The 18,874-nt window shown below is 53.9% G+C and carries 14 protein-coding genes and 1 tRNA gene; 9 read left to right on the top strand and 6 right to left on the bottom strand.

Annotated features, from left to right (window positions below; genetic code table 11):
* Positions 1–25: 25 nt before the first annotated feature.
* Positions 26–1,198, top strand: coding sequence for a 5-(carboxyamino)imidazole ribonucleotide synthase (locus R3C20_15575; GenBank protein MEZ6041922.1), 1,173 nt, complete (start codon positions 26–28; stop codon positions 1,196–1,198).
* Positions 1,199–1,230: 32 nt separating this feature from the next.
* Here R3C20_15575 and R3C20_15570 read toward each other — a convergent pair whose 3' ends face one another.
* Entirely contained in the window at positions 1,231–3,213 is a 1,983-nt protein-coding gene (locus R3C20_15570) for a hypothetical protein (GenBank protein MEZ6041921.1), read from the bottom strand.
* 339 nt (positions 3,214–3,552) lie between these two features.
* Here R3C20_15570 and R3C20_15565 point away from each other — a divergent pair.
* A tRNA-Ser gene (locus R3C20_15565) sits at positions 3,553–3,641 on the top strand.
* Between the two features lie 175 nt (positions 3,642–3,816).
* Here R3C20_15565 and R3C20_15560 read toward each other — a convergent pair.
* The 3 genes from R3C20_15560 to R3C20_15550 form a co-directional block, all read right to left on the bottom strand.
* A complete protein-coding gene (locus R3C20_15560) occupies positions 3,817–4,212 on the bottom strand; it encodes a glyoxalase superfamily protein (protein ID MEZ6041920.1) in 396 nt (131 codons plus the stop codon).
* 93 nt (positions 4,213–4,305) lie between these two features.
* Positions 4,306–5,682 carry a DUF1501 domain-containing protein gene (locus R3C20_15555; GenBank protein ID MEZ6041919.1) on the bottom strand — a complete coding sequence of 459 codons (1,377 nt, stop codon included), beginning with the start codon at positions 5,680–5,682 and terminating at the stop codon, positions 4,306–4,308.
* Between the two features lie 175 nt (positions 5,683–5,857).
* Positions 5,858–7,039 (bottom strand): heterocycloanthracin/sonorensin family bacteriocin, encoded by a 1,182-nt coding sequence (locus tag R3C20_15550; protein ID MEZ6041918.1) that lies wholly within the window; start codon positions 7,037–7,039, stop codon positions 5,858–5,860.
* 822 nt (positions 7,040–7,861) lie between these two features.
* Between R3C20_15550 and R3C20_15545 the strand changes: the two genes are divergently transcribed.
* From R3C20_15545 to R3C20_15520, 6 genes are all read left to right on the top strand, one after another.
* A complete protein-coding gene (locus R3C20_15545; GenBank protein MEZ6041917.1) occupies positions 7,862–8,338 on the top strand; it encodes a 3-hydroxyacyl-ACP dehydratase FabZ family protein in 477 nt (158 codons plus the stop codon).
* Positions 8,339–8,359: 21 nt separating this feature from the next.
* The gene (gene fabG / locus R3C20_15540; protein MEZ6041916.1) at positions 8,360–9,112 is read left to right on the top strand and encodes a 3-oxoacyl-[acyl-carrier-protein] reductase; all 753 of its coding nucleotides are present in this window, start codon (positions 8,360–8,362) and stop codon (positions 9,110–9,112) included.
* A 288-nt stretch (positions 9,113–9,400) separates the two neighbouring features.
* Complete coding sequence (locus tag R3C20_15535) at positions 9,401–9,787, top strand: acyl carrier protein (GenBank protein ID MEZ6041915.1); 387 nt, start codon at positions 9,401–9,403, stop codon at positions 9,785–9,787.
* 181 nt (positions 9,788–9,968) lie between these two features.
* Positions 9,969–10,439 carry a 3-hydroxyacyl-ACP dehydratase FabZ family protein gene (locus tag R3C20_15530; GenBank protein MEZ6041914.1) on the top strand — a complete coding sequence of 157 codons (471 nt, stop codon included), beginning with the start codon at positions 9,969–9,971 and terminating at the stop codon, positions 10,437–10,439.
* A gap of 93 nt (positions 10,440–10,532) precedes the next feature.
* A complete protein-coding gene (gene fabF, locus R3C20_15525; GenBank protein ID MEZ6041913.1) occupies positions 10,533–11,819 on the top strand; it encodes a beta-ketoacyl-ACP synthase II in 1,287 nt (428 codons plus the stop codon).
* A gap of 167 nt (positions 11,820–11,986) precedes the next feature.
* Positions 11,987–12,967, top strand: coding sequence for an alpha/beta fold hydrolase (locus tag R3C20_15520; GenBank protein ID MEZ6041912.1), 981 nt, complete (start codon positions 11,987–11,989; stop codon positions 12,965–12,967).
* 117 nt (positions 12,968–13,084) lie between these two features.
* On the opposite strand, the gene R3C20_15515 is transcribed toward R3C20_15520, so the two are convergent.
* Together R3C20_15515 and R3C20_15510 are read right to left on the bottom strand one after the other, a co-directional pair.
* Positions 13,085–14,014: a PIG-L family deacetylase gene (locus R3C20_15515; GenBank protein MEZ6041911.1), complete on the bottom strand. Its 930-nt coding sequence runs from the start codon at positions 14,012–14,014 to the stop codon at positions 13,085–13,087.
* A 419-nt stretch (positions 14,015–14,433) separates the two neighbouring features.
* Complete coding sequence (locus R3C20_15510; protein MEZ6041910.1) at positions 14,434–16,815, bottom strand: hypothetical protein; 2,382 nt, start codon at positions 16,813–16,815, stop codon at positions 14,434–14,436.
* A 462-nt stretch (positions 16,816–17,277) separates the two neighbouring features.
* Here R3C20_15510 and R3C20_15505 point away from each other — a divergent pair, with 462 nt between their 5' ends.
* A complete protein-coding gene (locus R3C20_15505; protein MEZ6041909.1) occupies positions 17,278–18,849 on the top strand; it encodes a hypothetical protein in 1,572 nt (523 codons plus the stop codon).
* Positions 18,850–18,874: the final 25 nt, after the last annotated feature.

Genomic DNA, 18,874 nt, shown 5'->3' with positions numbered 1-18,874 from the left:
ATCCATTTGGCAGACAGTTAAGATCATGGTGACAAATTCAAACAAGCATTCCGTTAAACACATTGCCCCAGGCGCGACACTGGGAATGCTGGGTGGTGGCCAGTTGGGCCGAATGTTTGCGATTGCCGCGAGACGCATGGGTTACCGAGTCCTGATGTTCGGAGATCCATCGGACTCTCCTGCAGGTCAGGTGTGCGATCGATCCTGGGACGCTTCGTTTACAGATTTTGAACGACTGAAAGAATTTGCTGAACTGGTAGATGTCATCAGTTACGAACAGGAAAACATACCAGTCGAAACGGTGGAATTCCTGATGCCCCTGGTACCTGTGCGTCCGGGGGTGGATCTGCTGAAAGCTTCACAGCATCGCATTTCCGAAAAGACCGCATTGCGATCAATAGGGATACCAACCGCAAACTTTGCCCCCATTCGCAGTGAAACCGAGCTGGCTTCCGTCCTGCCGGCGTTCGATGGGCGAGGAATTCTGAAGACAACTCGGATGGGATATGATGGCAAGGGCCAGGTGCGTATTGAGTGCCCGGATGACGCGGCAGAAGCGTGGCAGACGCTGAAGACGGATGAAGCCATTCTGGAGGAGGAGATTCGTTTTTCACATGAAATTTCAATCGTTGCCGCACGATTCACCAATGGGGACGTCACCTGTTTTCAGCCGTCAGTGAACCAACACGTCAATCACATCCTTGATGTCTCAGTTAGTCCATCCGAACTGTTAAATGAATCGACGACAAAGGAAGCTGCCGAGATTGCCAGGGCAGTACTGGAACATTTTGATGCGGTGGGCGTCTTATGTGTGGAGTTCTTTGTGACGGCAGAAGGTCGGCTTCTGGTCAATGAAATTGCTCCCCGTCCGCACAACAGCGGGCACCTGACAATTGATGCCTGTTGTTCATGCCAGTTTGAACAACAGGTACGCGCAATTTGCGGAATGCCTTCGGGGAACGTCTTTCAGGCCCAACCTGCGGCGATGATCAATCTGCTGGGCGATCACCTGATGACGGCAACACCCGATCGCTGGAACTCTCTTCTTCATCGACCGGGAGTTCATGTGCACATGTATGGCAAAGCCGAAACGCGCACAGGTCGCAAGATGGGCCATTTGACCGTCACAGCCGAATCAGCGCAAGCCGCTCGGGAAATGGCCATCTCCGCTCGTCATGTCCTGATGGGCATTCAATAGCGGACCGGGAAACGCAAGTCATTTGCAGGAGATCATTCCTGTGGATTGACGGCATTCGCGATCAAACGCCCGAAGACTCGCACGAAGCCTTCCTCGAGACGAATTCGCATCCGGCCGCCGGAATCTGTTGGCTGAAAATCAATTTCAATTCGGTCGTCACCTTCAGCCATCGTTTCTGTGAAAATCCTTCCCGCGATTGCCCGTCGCTGGCTTCGGCGGCTGTTGCTCCTGCTTCGGGCCGGTGTCTCACCGGAGGTATTACTCGGGTTCGTCAGGACGGGCTTGTCTTCGCGGCTCGTCTCGACAACCTGGTCCGGTGTGTCATCTGTTGTTCCGTTGTCACTCGACATCGCTCCGGCGACACGTTTCTGCATTTCAATCAACTGATTGACGTTCACGATCACCCGGAAGTTTGCCGGGGAAGTACGGTCCTGAGGATTTTCAAGGGCGTGCTGAAGCTGATCCATGACCCCCGTGACTGTGTCGTATGATGGTTCACCACCAAGAGCCAGCCAAAGTGTTCTGTCCCCCGCGCCGAAAGTTAATCCTGGGTTCCTGCCAAACAGTTCCGATAACATCGGAGGAATCTGCTTTGGAACGAGTCGGTGAAAAACGATGCCCTGATGCTGACCGTATGCCGAGGTGATTTCGAATTTCTCAGTGACTTCAGCAACATCCTGCAGTCGTCCGAGCAAGTCGGTTAATCCGAGTGCAATGGCGTCACCCTGCTCAAGCCTCAACGCTCCGACAATCGCCAGCTTGTCTTCAGAATCGGAATAAAACTGTCCGAAGGCATCGATATGGGCGGCGTCAAGCGTCGCCTGCAGCCCGCTCAGTGCCTGCCCGATCGGACCATTTTCATCGGGGACCGGTCCGAGATCGTTTTCAGAGATCACTCGGACTACCTCACCTTTAACACCCTCCAGCATCCTGATGTAGGCGTTGCGGTCCCGTTCGTTGATGATCGACGACATCGAAAACGAGGCCGCCGCCGAATCATCCAGCAGCGGAATGAAGTAGCTGGGCTTTGTGGTTGACTCAAGGATTTCGTCAAAGAACTTCGTACCCTTCTTCGCATCAATGACCATATCCATGTTCACAGCGTGTTCTTCAGCATCGACGTTCAATGCGAAGATCATGCGGTCGCATTCATCCAGTATCTGCTGCAATGCAGCCAGTGCTCGATCACCTTCTGCTCGTCGGATTTGATAAGCACTGTCCGGTTCTTCATCGCGTTGCTGCATTTGCGAGGAAATCCCCGCTGTAAGTACAGTTGTGAGCAGGGTGCGGGTCAAAGGTGGGATGGAAGCGAGGTCCAGTGTGATGGACACATCATAAAGCTGGGCCTGAGTCGCAAGCAGAGCGTCGGGAGCTGGAATTTCGCGGTCCAGCATTTCAGGAGTTGCATTGGGGCCCACCGGGATAATGGCATAATTCCCCTGCATCTTGACATACCACGTTCGGCGTGGTCCGACAACTTCGTAACGTCCTTCTTCAGCCTGCTTTCCCCCCACCACAGGAGCACGCTCAAGGACTTTTTCTGTAAATCGGGTCACGTCCTCGAAGTCGGCAGTCGGCAGGAACAAGAAGACCTCGGGAATGGGGGGGATAATGGCAGGCAGGTAAATCATCAATCCTGCAGGTTTGGATTTGTCGAGTCCGGGCAGTTGATCAAGAAACTCGTTGGCGCCTTTTGCGATTGTTGCAAACGCATCGGGTTGCCCCGCGGCATCAAAGATGTACTCCCCTTCGGTTAGCAGACGTTCAACACTTGCAAAGGTGATTGTCGCCAGTGGGCGGGTCCCTTCCTGAAGCAATGTAAAGCCTTCTTCATCCTGTGCGACGGCTGGTTCCGCTGCCACACAAGTAGGGGCACAAACGTGCCCGAACAACAAGATTGCAGCGGCTACCCAGCTTGTCGCGTAGCAGGCTTGAGAGATCCGTCCGTATGCGGGGCGACATGCCATAGACGCAGGGTGGCGAACGTTTGATTGGGGGGTAAAGTTTGCTGTCATGGAATGGTCAATCTGAGGCGTGCGATTTGTTCGGGAAAGTTTGGGGGGCGTTTGCTTTGTCGCTTAATCGCCTGTTCGTCAGGAGCACCTGATTCCTGGCTTCGGCGCCTGAGTTTCGTGCAACAGTTGAAGAAACTCGGAGCAACGCAGGAGGTGTCGTGTTCGCACATGAAAATACGCCGAAAGCCGGTTAATTCCAGCCGGGTCCTGTTTTTGACATGCGAAAACGCGAGAATGTTCAATTCGACGGAAATCCGGATCTCAGCTGAACTTGCCTGATTGTGTAAACCGATTATAGTGTGTCTGCCGAACTACGGTCCCGAGACCTCGTTCCGCGACGGAGAGATGGCAGAGTGGCCGAATGCGCATCATTGCTAATGATGTGACTCCAGAAATGGGGTCCGAGGGTTCGAATCCCTCTCTCTCCGCTTCACCACTTACAAAGTCCCTGCATTTCTTTCTGCAGACACCTGGTGCAGGGCGATGTGATTCACGGAACCGACGTCCCCGTCGGTTTTTTCATGCGCAATCAGCTGTCATGTGCACCCGGTATGCGCCGTGCACCCCGTATGTGCCGTGCACACCAGTTGGCAATGTTTCCCGTCATCCTGCTGACGACGAGTCCTCAATGGGTGTCTTTTCATTGAAGCTGATTCGGTTTCCAAATGGATCCGTCACTTCGACGCATCTTGACCCGTAAGAAGTTGGTTCCAGAGCTGGCCGCATGTATTCGTAGCCGCGCGAAGTGATATTTTCGTGGAATGCATCGATCCCCTGCATCCAGACAAAGACTTTTGAGCCCGGTGTGCAGTCTCCGTGGTGCTCAGTTAAGTGGAGCAGAAGTCCATCCCGTGAAATCTGAATATAACCCGGTGATCTCTCATTGTGCCGATGCTCCCAGTCCACCCGAAACCCCAGAAAGTCAACGTAGAAACTCTTCGCTTTCTCCACATCAAAGATGCGAAGGATTGGGATGGTGGAGCAGAAGGTAATATTCATGAATGAAACCTGACGTCGCCGGTTCTGAATCCAGAGCAGACCACCATTCACTGAAAGGTCTGCGAATCACTGGACGGGGTTGAATGCGCTTCGTCAAAACAGTTCGTGAATCTCGCGGCGGCCAATGTCGACGAGTGGAAATGGTCGGCCAGCAGGTCCCGGTAGATGCGCATTCAGGTCCAGGCCGAGACTGTGAAAAATTGTTGCAACCGCATCGCCCGGCAGCACTGGCCGATCCGCGGGGACACCACCGATCGGATCGCTTGCCCCAACGACCTGTCCGCCCTTAACGCCACCGCCGGCAAAGTAAACTGTGAAACACTGAGGCCAGTGGTCTCGACCGCCAGCAGGATTTACTTTTGGCGTTCGGCCAAATTCGGCAAGGTTGCAGACCATCGTATTGTCCAGCATTCCTCGCTGGTAAAGATCCTCGATCAACGCTGAGTAGCCCTGATCGTACATCGGAGCCACAATGTCTCTCATTCCTTCAATCGAGGTGAACGGCTTTGAACCATGGATATCCCAGGTGATCTCATCGAAGACCGTGAGGAAGGTGTTGACGGTGACAAATCGCACACCGGATTCAATGAGTCGCCGAGCCAGCAGGCAGCACTGGCCAAAGCGATTCATTCCATAACGGTCTCGCACGCTGGCGGGCTCCTGAGACAGATCAAAAGCTTCACGAGCCTGAGTGCTGGTCATCAAGCGGTACGCCGCGTCAAAATTACCGTCCAGCAGTTGCGCGTTCTCCGTCGCCTCGAAGTCTCTCACTGTCTCATCCACGACATCGCGCAGTCGGCGCCGGCGAGCCGTCCGTACTTCTCCGATCGTCTGGGGTGGCAGAAGATCCGGAACCTGAAAATCAGGCTGCGATGGATCCGCCATGAGTGCGAATGGATCATGGGCTTTCCCCAGAAATCCGCCTGCCTGCCCATTGGGAAGGTTTCCACCGCCACGTCCCATGGTTTCCGGAAGCACAACAAACGGCGGCAGGTCCGAACGACGACCTTTCAGATAGCTGGCAACAGCACCTGCATGTGGTGTATTCACTCCTCCTGTAAACTGGCGTCCGGTTTGCATCATCTGCCATCCCGCATCATGCACAGCCGCGCCGGTATGGTGGCAGCTTCGGACCAGCGAAATATGGTGGGCAATTTCAGCGTGCCGGGGCAGTATTTCCGACAGCTGAATATCCGGGGCGGAGGTCGCAATTGGTCTGAAGGGACCACGAACCTCGGCGGGTGCATCCGGCTTCATGTCAAACGTGTCCAGCTGGCTGGGGGCGCCCAGATTAAAAATCATGATGCATGATTTTTCATCGTTACCAGACGCGACGAGGCCCTTTTCCCTGGCCTGCAGGTAGCTGGCGAGAGATAACCCGGCAGCTCCAAGGGTGCCGACCTGAAGGAAGTCGCGCCGCGTGGCTCCGTTGCATGTTCTCGCTGTCCCTGTTCCGATTAGATTCAGCATAGAGCAACCTTCAGTACTTTCGTAGGGGCGGAGTCGTGTTTCATGACGCACCATGTTGACCGCGGATTCGGAATTGTTCAAACGAAGAAAGCCCTCTGGAATTGAAATTCCAGAGGGCTTCACATTTTCGACCTGTGTGTCAGTGGCGGTCAATGCCCGTCACTGCACTCTGTGACTAGTGGCAGCTGCCACAAGCTGGAGCTGCTGAGCAACCACCACAGGCTGGAGCTGCAGAGCAACCACCGCAAGCTGGAGCTGCTGGGTGGTAAACCTGCTGTGAAACAACCTGCTCAACCATTCGGCAAACCTGAACCTGAACTTCGCGTTGTTCCTGCTTGCAGACGGTGACGTGGTAGGTGTAAGGAACTTCTTCAGTTACCTGACGAGCAACCTTCACTGTTCGTGTACGCTGCTCATCAACGTAGTTACAAACGGTGTAGGTGTATTCCTGCTGCTCAGAAACCTGGCGAGCAACCTTCACTGTGCATGTACGAGTTTCTGGCTTGCAGACGGTTACGTTGTAGGTGTAAGGAACCTGCTCAGAAACCTGACGAGCAACCTTCACTGTACGGGTACGAGTTTCTGGCTTGCAGACAGTTACGTTGTAGGTGTACTCTTCCTGAGCCTGCTGAGTTTCGTAAGCAGTGTACTCAACCTGAGACTCAACCATGTTTGGAACCCAAACGCGGGTGGTGTGAGCACATCCACCGCAGCTGGAAGCAACAGCACCGCAAGCACTTGCTACGCCACAGCCACCACAAGCTGATGCACATGCAGAAGCACATCCACCACAGCTGTGAGCTGGAGCACAGCCACCGCATGAACCACAAGCTGGAGCTGAACCACAGCTGTTGCAGCCTGAAGAAACAACTCGCTCTTCCCAGTGACCCTGATCCTGACAGACTGTTCGAGTCTTGGTGACAGGAACAGTGTGGCAAACAGTTCGTGTGCCAGTGCGGGCTTCAGTGTGAGGAACCATGACCGTGTACTCAGATGTCTGGTCTTCCCAAACAGTCTTGCAAACAGTTCGTGTGCCGCTTCGCTCTTCAGTGTGTGGAACCATCACTGTGTAAGACTGCTCAACGTCTTCACAAACGGTCTTGCAGACAGTTCGTGTGCCGCTTCGCTCTTCAGTGTGTGGAACCATCACTGTGTACTCAGATGTCTGGTCTTCCCAAACAGTCTTGCAAACAGTTCGAGTGCCGGTCTTCTGCTCCTGAACTGGCACCTTAACGGTGTAGTTCTGAGCAACTTCGTCGTAAACCGTCTTGCAAACGGTTCGTGTGCCCTGTCGCTCTTCCGTGACAGGAACATTGACAGTGACAGTTCGTGTTTCGGTAACGGTTTGAGGAACCATGACAGTTCGCTCAACTGTTTCCCACGTGCCGCATGCAGGTGCAGCACCACATGATGATACAGCACCGCAAGCGCTTGCTGATCCGCAGCTTGAACCACACGAGCTGGCGCCACATGGGCTGCAGCTTGATGCACAAGGGGCAGAGCAACATGAGCTGACTTTGCTGCCGCAACAGCTACCAGCCTGTGCAGAAGCTGTCATCAGAACAGCTGCTGCGAGTGACAAAAACAAACGCATACCTTTAAACTCCTCCAGTAAACCCAAGATCCTTACACTGGATTCTGCAGCTGACACGCCTCAGCCACTTACAAGTTGTTCTCAGCCATCGTGCAAAGGATAGATCCCTCGCACATTACCCAAGGTGCCTCAATTATGCGCAGAAACTAACCAGGTGCGTTGCCGGATGGAAACATAAACTGGAAAAAATAAACAGTTCCGATAATAAGATGCGTTTGGGGGCGATAGTGCGCCTGGTTGGAATTTGCCGAAGAAAGGCGTTCTTAGTAATTGAGCGCAGCGGGGCTATGCAAAACCAGGCTCGATTGCAGAAAATATGCAACCTGCGGGATTTTATTCGATCCGGTGGGAGATTCCAGCAGGGCGATTGTTGTTCGGAATATGGGAAATCACGATTCTTGTCCGACAATTTGACTCTTCTGAACAGTTGAGATTCTGGGGTGTTTGTGGAAATCGGGGCTCAGCGGTACCATCTGCCGCGACGAATACCATGAGAAATCCCCGAAATCCTCAGGTTGGTGCCGCAAACCACCGACGAGAATGTCTTCCCTGCGTCCAACCGAGCCCTGAATTGGCCACTGCTCCATGCGATTTTGCCTCGTCGACCGAATCCGAGAACTCAAGGCTGGTGAATCGATCAGCACTCTAAAGAACGTTTCGCTTGCGGAAGAGTATCTTCAGGATCACTTTCCGGGTTTCTCTATCCTGCCGGGCGTGATGATGGTGGAAGCCCTGGTTCAGTCGTGCGCCTGGCTGACCCGAGTCACGGACGATTTTTCGCACAGTGTTCTTCTGCTTCAACAGGCGAGAGCAGTCAAATTCAACAATTTTCTGAAGCCCGGTCAAACCCTTGAGGTTTCGGCGACTTTCAGGAAGAACGACGGGGAAAAGGCCGAGTTCATGGCCAGTGGGACCGTCAATGGCAACTCTGCTGTCAGTGCGAGAATCACGCTTTCCAAGGCAAACCTCGCAGATCGTAATCCGCAGTTGGTTGATAACGACCGTCGGGTGCTGGCCGCAATGCGCGATCTCTACGCACAGCTTCAGGGTTTTTCAGAGTAGTTTTTGCAAGGACTTTTATTGATGAGTATTCAGGGCAGAATTGCGCTTGTGACAGGTGGAAGCCGCGGAATTGGGCGAGCAATTGTCGAAAAGCTGGCTGAGAACGGTGCGAAGGTAGCGTTCGTATACAATTCCAATTCTGCCGCTGCGGAAGAGGTCGTTCAGGGTCTGGCCGGGAAGGGGCACGAGGCATGGGCGATTCAGGCGGACGTTCGATCGAAGGAAGCGGCTGACAAGGTCGTTGCGGATATCATCGAAAAGTGGGGAAAGCTTGAAATTCTTGTCAACAACGCAGGTATCATTCGTGATGGACTGTTGGCCACAATGGATGCGCAGCAATGGCAGGATGTGATCGATACGAACCTGACCAGCGTTTTTAACTTCTGTCAGGCAGCGACACGTCAAATGATGTCTCAGAGGTACGGCCGTATTATTAATATGTCCAGTGTCGCGGCTGACGTCTCAAACCCGGGTCAGGCGAACTATGCTGCCAGCAAGGGAGGTGTTGAGGGTTTCACCCGCTGCATTGCAACTGAGCTTGCCAGACGTGGGGTCACTGCAAACGCGGTCGCGCCCGGGTTTATTGAGACGGACATGACCGAAGCGGTGGTGAACGCTGCCGGTGCGGAAATAAAGAAGAAGATTCCCGTACGCCGACTGGGATTGCCGGACGACATTTCCAATGCCGTCCTTTTCTTTGCGGCTGATGAATCATCGTACGTGACGGGGCAAATCCTGAAAGTCGATGGCGGGCTGACTTTGGGGGGAATTTGATCGTTTTCGGGCCAGCCTTTCAGGTCCGCACAGATTTCCCGCCGGCTTTTGAATCGGTCTCTCTTCACGAGATATTCGTGTGGAGGGATCGAGACCGCTGGACCTGATCCCGGTCTCTGGCAACAATGTGGATGATTCGGGAATAGCCATTGGGGAAAATGGTTGCTTCCGACAAAATAAATGGGTCGCTGAATCGGGGACGGTCGCCAGTCCGAATCAGTACTGCTGGGTTTCTGGTGACCGCCGGAATCAATCCCAAGACGGATTGGTCGATGGAGAATTTACTCAATGCCTTCTGCTGACGAAATCTTTGACAAGGTCCGGGAAACACTGGTCGATGCTCTGGGAGTTGACGACGACGAAGTCACCGCTGGTGCGACGCTCATCGGAGACCTTGGAGCAGAATCGATCGACTTCCTTGATATCGTCTTCCGCCTCGAGAAGACATTCGATATCAAGATTCCGCGGGGTGAATTGTTCCCCGAAAATCTGGCATCTGCCGACTCAGGCTTCATTCTGGACGGCAAAGTCACTCCGGAAGGTATCGCTGCGTTGCGAGAAAAAATGCCTCATGCAGACGTGGACGCATTCGCTGCCGATCCACAGGTTGCAAAGATTCAGGATCTGTTTACCGTCGACATGATGTGCAAATTTGTCGCGGCACGTTTGTCCTAGGCTGTGAACGCGACGCAGGCCGATCGGTATCCTTCCGATCGGCCCGAGTCCCGGGTTGCGAAGGGCCGTCCTGCTTCCGGGTTGGCGGCTTTCTTCTTTTCAAACGGAGCAATTCGATCCGAAGCTGTTCCGTCAGGGTCCCTTGGCAAACCAGTGTCAAGCCGTCGGCGGGGAGTTCTTCATGCGGTGGTATTGGGTAGATCGATTCATCGAATTCGAATCCGGCAAGCGTGCGCGATCGGTCAAGAATATCTCTCTTTCCGAAGAGCACATGCACGACCACTTTCCGGGGTTCCCTGTCATGCCAGCGTCGCTGATGATTGAGGGAATGGCGCAAACAGGCGGAATTCTGCTCGGTGAGCATTTTCAGTTCGAACACAATGTTATTCTGGCGAAAGTTCCCAGGATGACGTTCCACAGCTGGGCCAGTCCGGGCGATCAGTTGATCTACGAGGCTCATTTGCAGGATGCAAGAGTCGAAGGCGGCAGCGTTACCGTCACTGCCACCGTTTCTGATCGCCTGATTGCAGAAGGCGAAATCGTCTTCGTGCATTTGTCGTCCGATGATCCGCAGCTGAGTCGAATTGATCAGAAGAATTTCGTCTTCCGTATGAACCTCCTTGATATCCTGACTGTTGGCAAAGCAGATTAGGTTGTAGACGATTTGATCGCGTTGGGATTCATGGATATCGCCTGGGGCCAACTTCAAACAAAGGCAGCGTGAAGCCGCTGCGGAGAACTTCGAATGAAACGTCGAGTTGTTGTCACCGGTATCGGATGTGTGACCCCGGTTGGGAACACAGTGGACGAGATGTGGCGGTCGTTGCGGGAATCGAAGAACGGCGTTGGCAAGATTACCCACTTTGATGCGTCGCACTTCCCCACAAAATTCGCCGCGGAGGTTCGCGGATTCGACTTTGACTCAATTGTTGACGACCCCGGACGGTTTGTGGACTGTGGTCGGAATATTCGGTTTGCCATTGGCGCGGCAACTCAGGCTGTAAACGACTCGGGAATTCAGGATTGCCAGAATCTGGACCCTGCTCGTTTCGGTATTTATCTTGGCGCTGGTGAGGGGCAGCAGGACTTCCTTCAGTTCCTGAGTCTCGTGGCCGATTCGCAGAAAGATGGAGTTGTTGATCCTCAACAATTCACAGCAGACTTCATGCGAACCATGAACCCTCGGTTTGAGCTGGAGCTGGAGCCCAACATGCCTTCGGCCCACCTGTCCAGCCTGTTCAACGCCCAGGGACCCAACCTCAATTGTCTGACGGCATGCGCTGCGTCCAGTCAGGCCATCGGCGAGGCAACGGAAATTATCCGGCGGAATGATGCTGATGTGATGTTGTCGGGGGGAGCCCACAGCATGATTCACCCATTCGGTTTGACTGGTTTCAATCTTCTGACCGCTCTGTCGGAGCGAAATGATTCGCCAGAAACAGCGTCCAGACCATTTGACTATACCAGGGATGGATTTGTACTCGGGGAGGGATCCGGAATGCTGATTCTGGAAGAACTCGAACATGCGAAGAAACGCGGCGCACGGATCTACGGCGAAATTCGCGGTTACGGCTCTTCTGCTGATGCGTACCGTATTACCGACATTCATCCTGAAGGTCGCGGTGCCATTAGCTGCATTCGGATGGCGCTGGCCGATGCGGAGATTAATCCTGAAGAAATCGGTTATGTGAATGCTCACGGGACAAGCACAAAAGTCAACGACCAGGTCGAAACGATGGCAATTAAGGGGGGGCTCGGCGACCATGCCTGGAAAACCCCAATTTCGAGTATTAAGAGCATGATGGGCCATTTGATTGCGGCGGCAGGCAGCGTTGAGGCGATAACGTGCCTGCTGGCTATCCGAGATGGTGTCTTGCCCCCTACAACCAACTATTCCACTCCTGATCCGGATTGTGATCTCGACTACATACCGAATTTCGCACGGGACGTGCGGATTAAAGCGGCTCTGTCGAACAGTTTTGGTTTCGGCGGTCAAAACGTCTCACTGATTATTGCTGGATTTGAAGGTTAGCGGCAAGAATTGCCCATCCTGACTATTCTGTCCTTGAGATTGTTCCTCGGTCGGGTGGCTTCGTGTCGATGAAGAATCGGTACATGCCTTCCGGGGAATGTTCCCGGGTAACCGGTTCTCACGTGGGGACCTGAGCAAATTCGGTAAGATTCTGGCGGAGTGTTCCGTTGATCTGGATACTGTTGATATCCGCTGCCGTTGTCATTCTTCTGGACTTCCTGCTGCGCAAGTACGCAAAGTTTCGGATCGCGGACATGTTCGAGAACGTTCCGCCATTCAATGTCACCACCGCGGCTGAAAACCCAAACGCTCGAAGGCTGAGCATTCATTCCGCCAGCGGCTTAACTCTGTCCGGTAGCCTGCTCTGGCCTCAGGATCATGCGCCTCACGGTCTGGTCATTTTCTTTCCGGAACTAAACGGCAATCACTGGATGGCTTCACGCTATTGCGAAGGGCTGCTCCAGAATGGTTTTGCTGTGCTTGGCTTTGACTTTCGCAATCAGGGTGAGAGTGACTGTGATCCGGCTTACAGCCCGATTCACTGGATCACTGATTACGAAATGCAGGACGTGGAAGCAGTTCTTGAATTCATCGAATCAGATCCGGAATTCAGCACGATGCCACTGCTCGCGTTCGGCGTGAGCCGAGGTGGTGTTGCCGCGTTGATTGCTGGTAGTCGCTACCCGAGAATTCGTGCAGTGATCGCCGACAGCGCGTTCGGTACACTGCCGATGATGCACCACTTTGTTAATCGCTTCGTGCGGTTAGTGATCCCCGGCTGGCTTTACGCTTTGTTGCCCTGGTGGCACATCCGAATCGCCCTTCGTCAGGGGATACAGGTCAGTCAAAAGAGGCGTCACTGTCGCTACCTTCATCTCGAAGATGAAGCGAGCGGACTCTCTGAAACCCCTGTGCTGCTGATCTCGGGGCAGCGTGACTCGTACGTCACACAAGAGGTTGCAGCGGCGTTGCACTCGACCGTTGGAGAGCACAGCGAATTGTGGACCGTCGAAAAGGCGAAACACAACATGGCCAGATCCGTCCAGCCGCAGGAGTACGACCGCAGGGTTGTCGAGCATGCATTCCGTGCTCTGGACATACGCCAGGACGAACCACAGGCAGTGTCTGCGCTGGGTGAATCGAACTAACGTTCAGCCGTCATCCGGTTCACGGGTGATCGCAGCCAAATCTGCCGCGACGCCTGGATTGTTTGATTTGCAGCACAAGCGGAAACTTCCTGAAGTCCCGATCCGGAGGTGACAAGGTTACTGGGGCAGGAATGGAAACAACTGCTTGATCTCCGCCGAGCTGGGTTGCCGGCCGTATTCACAGATCTCAAATGCTTCCGCGTATTTGATCGTTGAACCTTTCTCGTCGCCGTACCATTTCAGCAGGGCCTCGCGGAACCGATTTGCTTCATCTGACTGTCTTCGGTCCCATCGCTCTCGCAGCCATGCCCGGCGCAATTCCGGCTGCGAGGCAGGCGGTGTATTCGCAGTCGATTCTTCTGATCCTAAAGCACCACCTTCGAAGGTCTGTGATTCCAGTGCCATCAATGCGTCGACCTTCTTTTCGAATACTTCATCCAGTGAAACGGCGATGTCAGCTTCGAAAGAGTAGGGCTTTTGAAAGCGGTCACTGCTGTAGAGAAATACGGGATTCTTCTTCAGCGGCGGGACGTCCGGACAGAAGAACGGCACCGTCACCATATAAGCGGCGTCCTGTACGAGCACGCCGACGTATCGATGATCGGGGTGATAATCCCATGGGCGATGCGCGATGACGATGTCCGCGTTCCACTCCCGGATTAATCGGGTAATCAGCCGCCGGTTTTCGAGTGTTGGTAGTAGTTCGCCGTCATGGATGTCCAGGACCTGAGAAGTAACACCCAGGCGTTTTGCAACCTCAGCTGATTCGGCTGTTCGCCTTTTGGCCAGTGGCCCACCTGCCATCTGCCAGTGTCCGATATCGCCGTTTGTCACAGAGACCAGTTTGACATGGTGTCCCATCGAAGCCCACAGAGCTGCCGTTCCACCGCTCTTGTACTCTGCGTCATCAGGGTGGGCTCCAAAGCAGATGATTCGCAACTTTCCATCTTCTTCTGCCCGGGCGAAATCAGTTGTGGCACCAATTAAGGTGAGAAGGACTGAGGTAATGACGAGGGTTCGCAGTCGGAAGAGTACAATTCTTTTCATAGCGTTACCTGAAATTAATTTGAATATCCTGCCCAAGTGACATGTGCGATCGATGCGCATGCGGGACTCGATGCGTTCCAAAACTCCCACCGGATGATCGTGATCAAAGACGCAGACTTCAATGGATACAGTTCAGCGGTCGCATTGGATATCGAAAACGCTGCCATCCAGTCCAAAGCCTGCGGGCAGACCCATACCTGAAATGCCGCCAGTGACTGGTACAGAAATCGGCGGCCCCAAGCGCATTCGACGTCGATCAATGATTGCCAATCTCCGTCAGCATCAGCGGAACCTGAGCGGCGGTCACGATGGACCTGCGGGCCGGGTGAGCTGGCATCCTGAACTTCGCCTTCTGGCGGAGTTCGGTGACAGCTCCTCGACATGGGTTTCACGGGCTGATGCCGTTGTCAGCCCAATTCTCAGTTCGCGCTGCTTCGGCGATTCATGACAGTGGAGACGGCGTATTCCACGATCGATGCGATGAGAATGAGTCCACTTGCGGTAATCGCCCAGAGATCTGAAGTTACCTGAGCAAGTCGAGCGAATGTCGATCCAACCAGACACGTCATGGTGACAAGCATGATCGCGTTCCGGATAAACATCGCACGTTTTCCCAGCCAGATTGCTCGCAGCGACTTTCCATTCCTTGAAGCCTCCAGAGCAGCCTGCCGCAGAATTGCGAGATCTGCATCGGCATGCGATCTGGCATTCGTCAGAGCATCTCCACTGCCGCTGTGCGTGACAGCGTCGACGGGGCGACGGGGGTATTTCGCAAGGACCCGTTCGACATAACTGTCGTTATCTATCGGCCGCGGTTTCTTTTGTGGAGGCTTCAGGGCGGGCGGTGTTGCGACAGCAGTTGCGGAGGTGTCGGTGAGATTCATCGAAGTGAAGGTGTCCTCCGGGACGTCCGGTTCTTCTGCAACGAATGAAGAAATTGGCTGGTCAAGATCCGGTTCCCGGGTCCTGATTTTCTGCCGACCCTGAACAACTCCATCCGAATTTGTGTCTGAATTCAGATCAACGCACGTGATGGCTGCGATCTGATCACAGAATCTGGCCATCACGGTATCTTCATCTGACAGGTCAAGCTGCGGGATTTCTTCCACAACAATTTGATCGGAGTCAGGATCACGCTCCCATGGTTCCGCCAGATCACAGGACTCACTAACTAATCGTGCCCTCTCTTCACCGAGTTCAGTATTTGAAATCTCGTCCAGCTTTCGCCGCAATGCAGCAATCAGTTCATTGCGCTGTTGAATCTGCGCCTTGAGTTCGCCGATTGCCTCATTCTCGGGCCAGGACTCATCCAGGCGAATCTGCGACAGCCGCAGTTCTTCTGCAAGACGTTCATTCTCTCGGTGCAGGCAGTCCATTTGGTGCAGCAGCTTAAATATTTCTCGATCCCTTTGTTCCCGCTCTTTGGCGGCGTCGGTTCTTGCGTTCCGGAGTTCGTTTTGAAGTGCCTGGACCTGTAAAAGAATCTGCGATTCGTCCTCGCAGGAATCCATCCCTGCCACGACGGCAACGAGTTCTTCTGCACTCGATGAATCCGGAATACCAGACGCTTTTCTCCTGCCAGTGAACCAGCGTACGAGCGGCGATGGCCCTCCCTTTCGATCGCCGGAGAGCATGAAGACGAGAAAGATGAAGGATGCAACGGTCGTCAATACTGCGAACAAAGCCAGGGTCAAGAGCCTCGTCGGTGTGATGGAAAGCGACGATTCTGCCGGGGCTGAGATTGGCACGGTCGAATTTGTCGGCGAATTCCATGAAACCGACTGAAGAAAACGAACCTGCGCGCCACTGGCGTCCATGGCGCGAATCTGCAGTTCGCAGGCTGTGCTGCTGAATGCCGTCAGGGCGTTGGTATCGATCAATGTCAGCTCACCAGTTTCGGAGTCGAGTTCAAATCCACCTGCGGTTGGATCGTGAATCAATTCATAGGTAATGGTGTCGTCGCAGTCATTATCCATCACTGAAAGGCGATGCGACCATGGTCGCACTCCAGCATTCGAAGTGTCGACCAGTAATGTGCTGCTGGATGAAGCCAAAGGTGCTTCATTAATGTCAGTAACATCGATCGTCAGCCATGCCAACGCCGATAGCCCGGCAGAATCGCGGGCCTCGACCTGACATCGAAAAGTTGACTGGGATTCGAAATCCAGCTGGGAAGGATTGGAAATGAAGAGCTTACCGGATTCACCGAGTTCAAACGGCCAGACGACGGGAGTTTTCAGCAGTCGAAGATTCAGTGTGTCACGGGTATCTGTATCCCTGGCCTGAATCAGCCCGACCACAGTACCAGCGAAGCTGCCTTCCGGGACACGGAAATACTGGTCGGCGATCTCAGGCCGTTCGTTTTCGTCGTCGACCCGAATGTCAACGACGGACCTGATGCGCTGTCCAAGCTGAACAGCCAGTCGTTCGGTCGGAACTGATTCACCGACGGATGCGATGAATTGTTCTTCCAGGGAAGGCGGGGTGTTCTCTTTTGTTCCAGACGTCGGAATGGGGGATGCGGTCACAACAAGTCGCCAGTGTGGCGTCGACTCAAAATCGAGTCCTTCCTGTGCGACTGAAATGGCGCCGGAGGCTGCGTCAATCTGAAAGAGTCCCAGTTGGTTGCCTTCGATAATCCGATAGTCGGCGTATTTCTCCCCATGTTTCTCGGCCGTTGCGGGAAAACCAATCATGCTGCCGGCTTTGGTATTCTCCCGGATGTGCAGAGTTACCTGCAGATCGTTGGAATCTGAGGCACCGATGAGAGCGGATTGAAGAAGTAGCAGCAGCGAATACATTCTGCATGCCTGGTTTCTGAGGAAGGATGGAATGCGCGGGATCATGAACTCAACCAGACCCCTCCGTCAGAAGATAGCCCGCCGATTTGCCGTCATTTGATCATCTGTTGCAAAACAGCAGATGTGATCCGCAGCGACGAATCAATTCAGCTTCCATCGGGATCAAATCGAATACATGGATGCCAACGATCGTTCTGATTGTTCGGCTTATCCCGTCAGGTTGGACGGAATCCCCATGTTGTCTTCTGTCTCGAGCCATACCGACGAAACAAGTCCATCAAACGCCACGAACGTCGAGACCGGACCTTTCGGAACGACTGGGCACAGTTGTTGCCATTCCTTTCACGCCAACAGCTGTTAATTCTATTTCCACGCAACAATCCGTCGAATCTAGAGTGGACCCAAACCAGATTGGCGAATTCTTTCCACGAAGGATGTGGAAGGCAAAAAAGGTCTTCACGGATGGATCAATCTCTCATTCCAATTCCAAAACAGACTTGCTGCCCCCGGCTTCAGTTTACTGTGCTGTTGGTTTGTTTTCTGACGATCGTCGCAGGTTGTCGGTCAACCTCTTCATCACGAATTCGGGCACACCAACACGTCGCGGTTCCTGTGAGTCAGGCCGTCTCTGTTACGGAATCCAATCCCGAAACGCAACTCCCCGAGCTGGGTGCAACAAGCCTGCTGAACGAAAAAGCAGAACCCCAGCTCGCGCCGCCCACTTCGCCGTACGAGGTCGATCCCCCACCGGCTCCTTTCAGCAGTTCCGCTGAATCTGCAGACACTTCGCCGGATGCTCAGCTCCTGATCCCATTCGAATCGGCAAACGAAGGTAACCAGACGTTCCGATCCGAGGTGGAATACGTCGAGCATCTGCGAGAGTTGAAGGCCGTTGTTCAACTCAACAAACAGGGGTCGCCCGAAGTTGTGGACCTGTCATTGTCCGAAGTCGACGACCGTCAGCTGTCGGGCATTGGATTGCTTACCGGGCTGAAGAATCTTGATCTGACCGGAACGAGAATCACTGATGCGGGATTGCGAGAAGTCTGCAAATTAGCAACGATCGAATCGCTGAAACTAAAAGGCACATCAATCACTGCCAGGGGCATTTCTCTGCTGGATGAATTGCCAAACCTTCAGCTACTGGATCTTTCAAAGACCGAAACCAACGATGAGTGCGTCGTTCAACTGCTGAAACTGGAATCTCTTAAATTCCTGGCATTGAATTCGACGTCTGTTTCGGATGACTGCGTACCGTATTTGACGCGTGCCAGGACTCTGAAGGGCCTTAGCATCATCGATACCAGAATTACGGCGGCAGGTGTAAGACGGCTACGAGCGGACCTTCCAAATTGTGTGGTCGTTGACGGAGCGGGAGCGAGAAGACTGCCGGAAGCCATGCAGATGCAGGTTGCTCTCAGTACGAACGATCCGACGGCTGGTCAGAATGCGGAATTGAAGGAGGATCTTTTCGCTAAATCATCGACCGACTCTTCCCGGTCTTTCCTTCTGATGCAGGAACTGGCGTCGCGTCAGCCAGATCTTGCAATTCGACTTTCCGAGACGTTTTCGGATCGGGGCGAATGGAAGAGTGCCGCAGCAATTCTCGCCGCCGCCTCAACGACAGACCCATCCAATCGCGAGCTTCATTTGCGACTTGCAGAAGCGATCGCTCGTTCGGGTGATATTTTGGCGGCAGACCAGTATCTGCGTGCTACCGCCGGAGCGGCAACTGCTGACTACACGATGGGCGTCCTGCGGTACGAAGCAATGCTCCGCCAGTGCGAAAAGGACTTCATGAAAGCGCTCTCGCACGATCCAACCATGATCATGGCCCAGCAGAGGCTGGCTGAAGTGCGTCAGGAACTTTCAACGCTGCATTCGTCGCCCCAGTCCGATGCTGTGGCCGATGCCAGCCTTCGGATTGTGCCCAACGTCAAGGTTCCCGCCGCGACCCGACTGATGCTGCCACCATCCGGTATCGACCTGCCTGTATCGAACGAACCTCGCGCTGCGAACTTTCGCGAGAAATAGTCTGCTGCCTGAGTCGCTGCACTGG

The organism is Planctomycetaceae bacterium (assembly GCA_041398825.1).
Lineage (GTDB): Bacteria > Planctomycetota > Planctomycetia > Planctomycetales > Planctomycetaceae > F1-80-MAGs062.
Note: the sequence above shows the minus strand (reverse complement) of the source record. Positions and strands in the feature narration are given on the sequence as shown.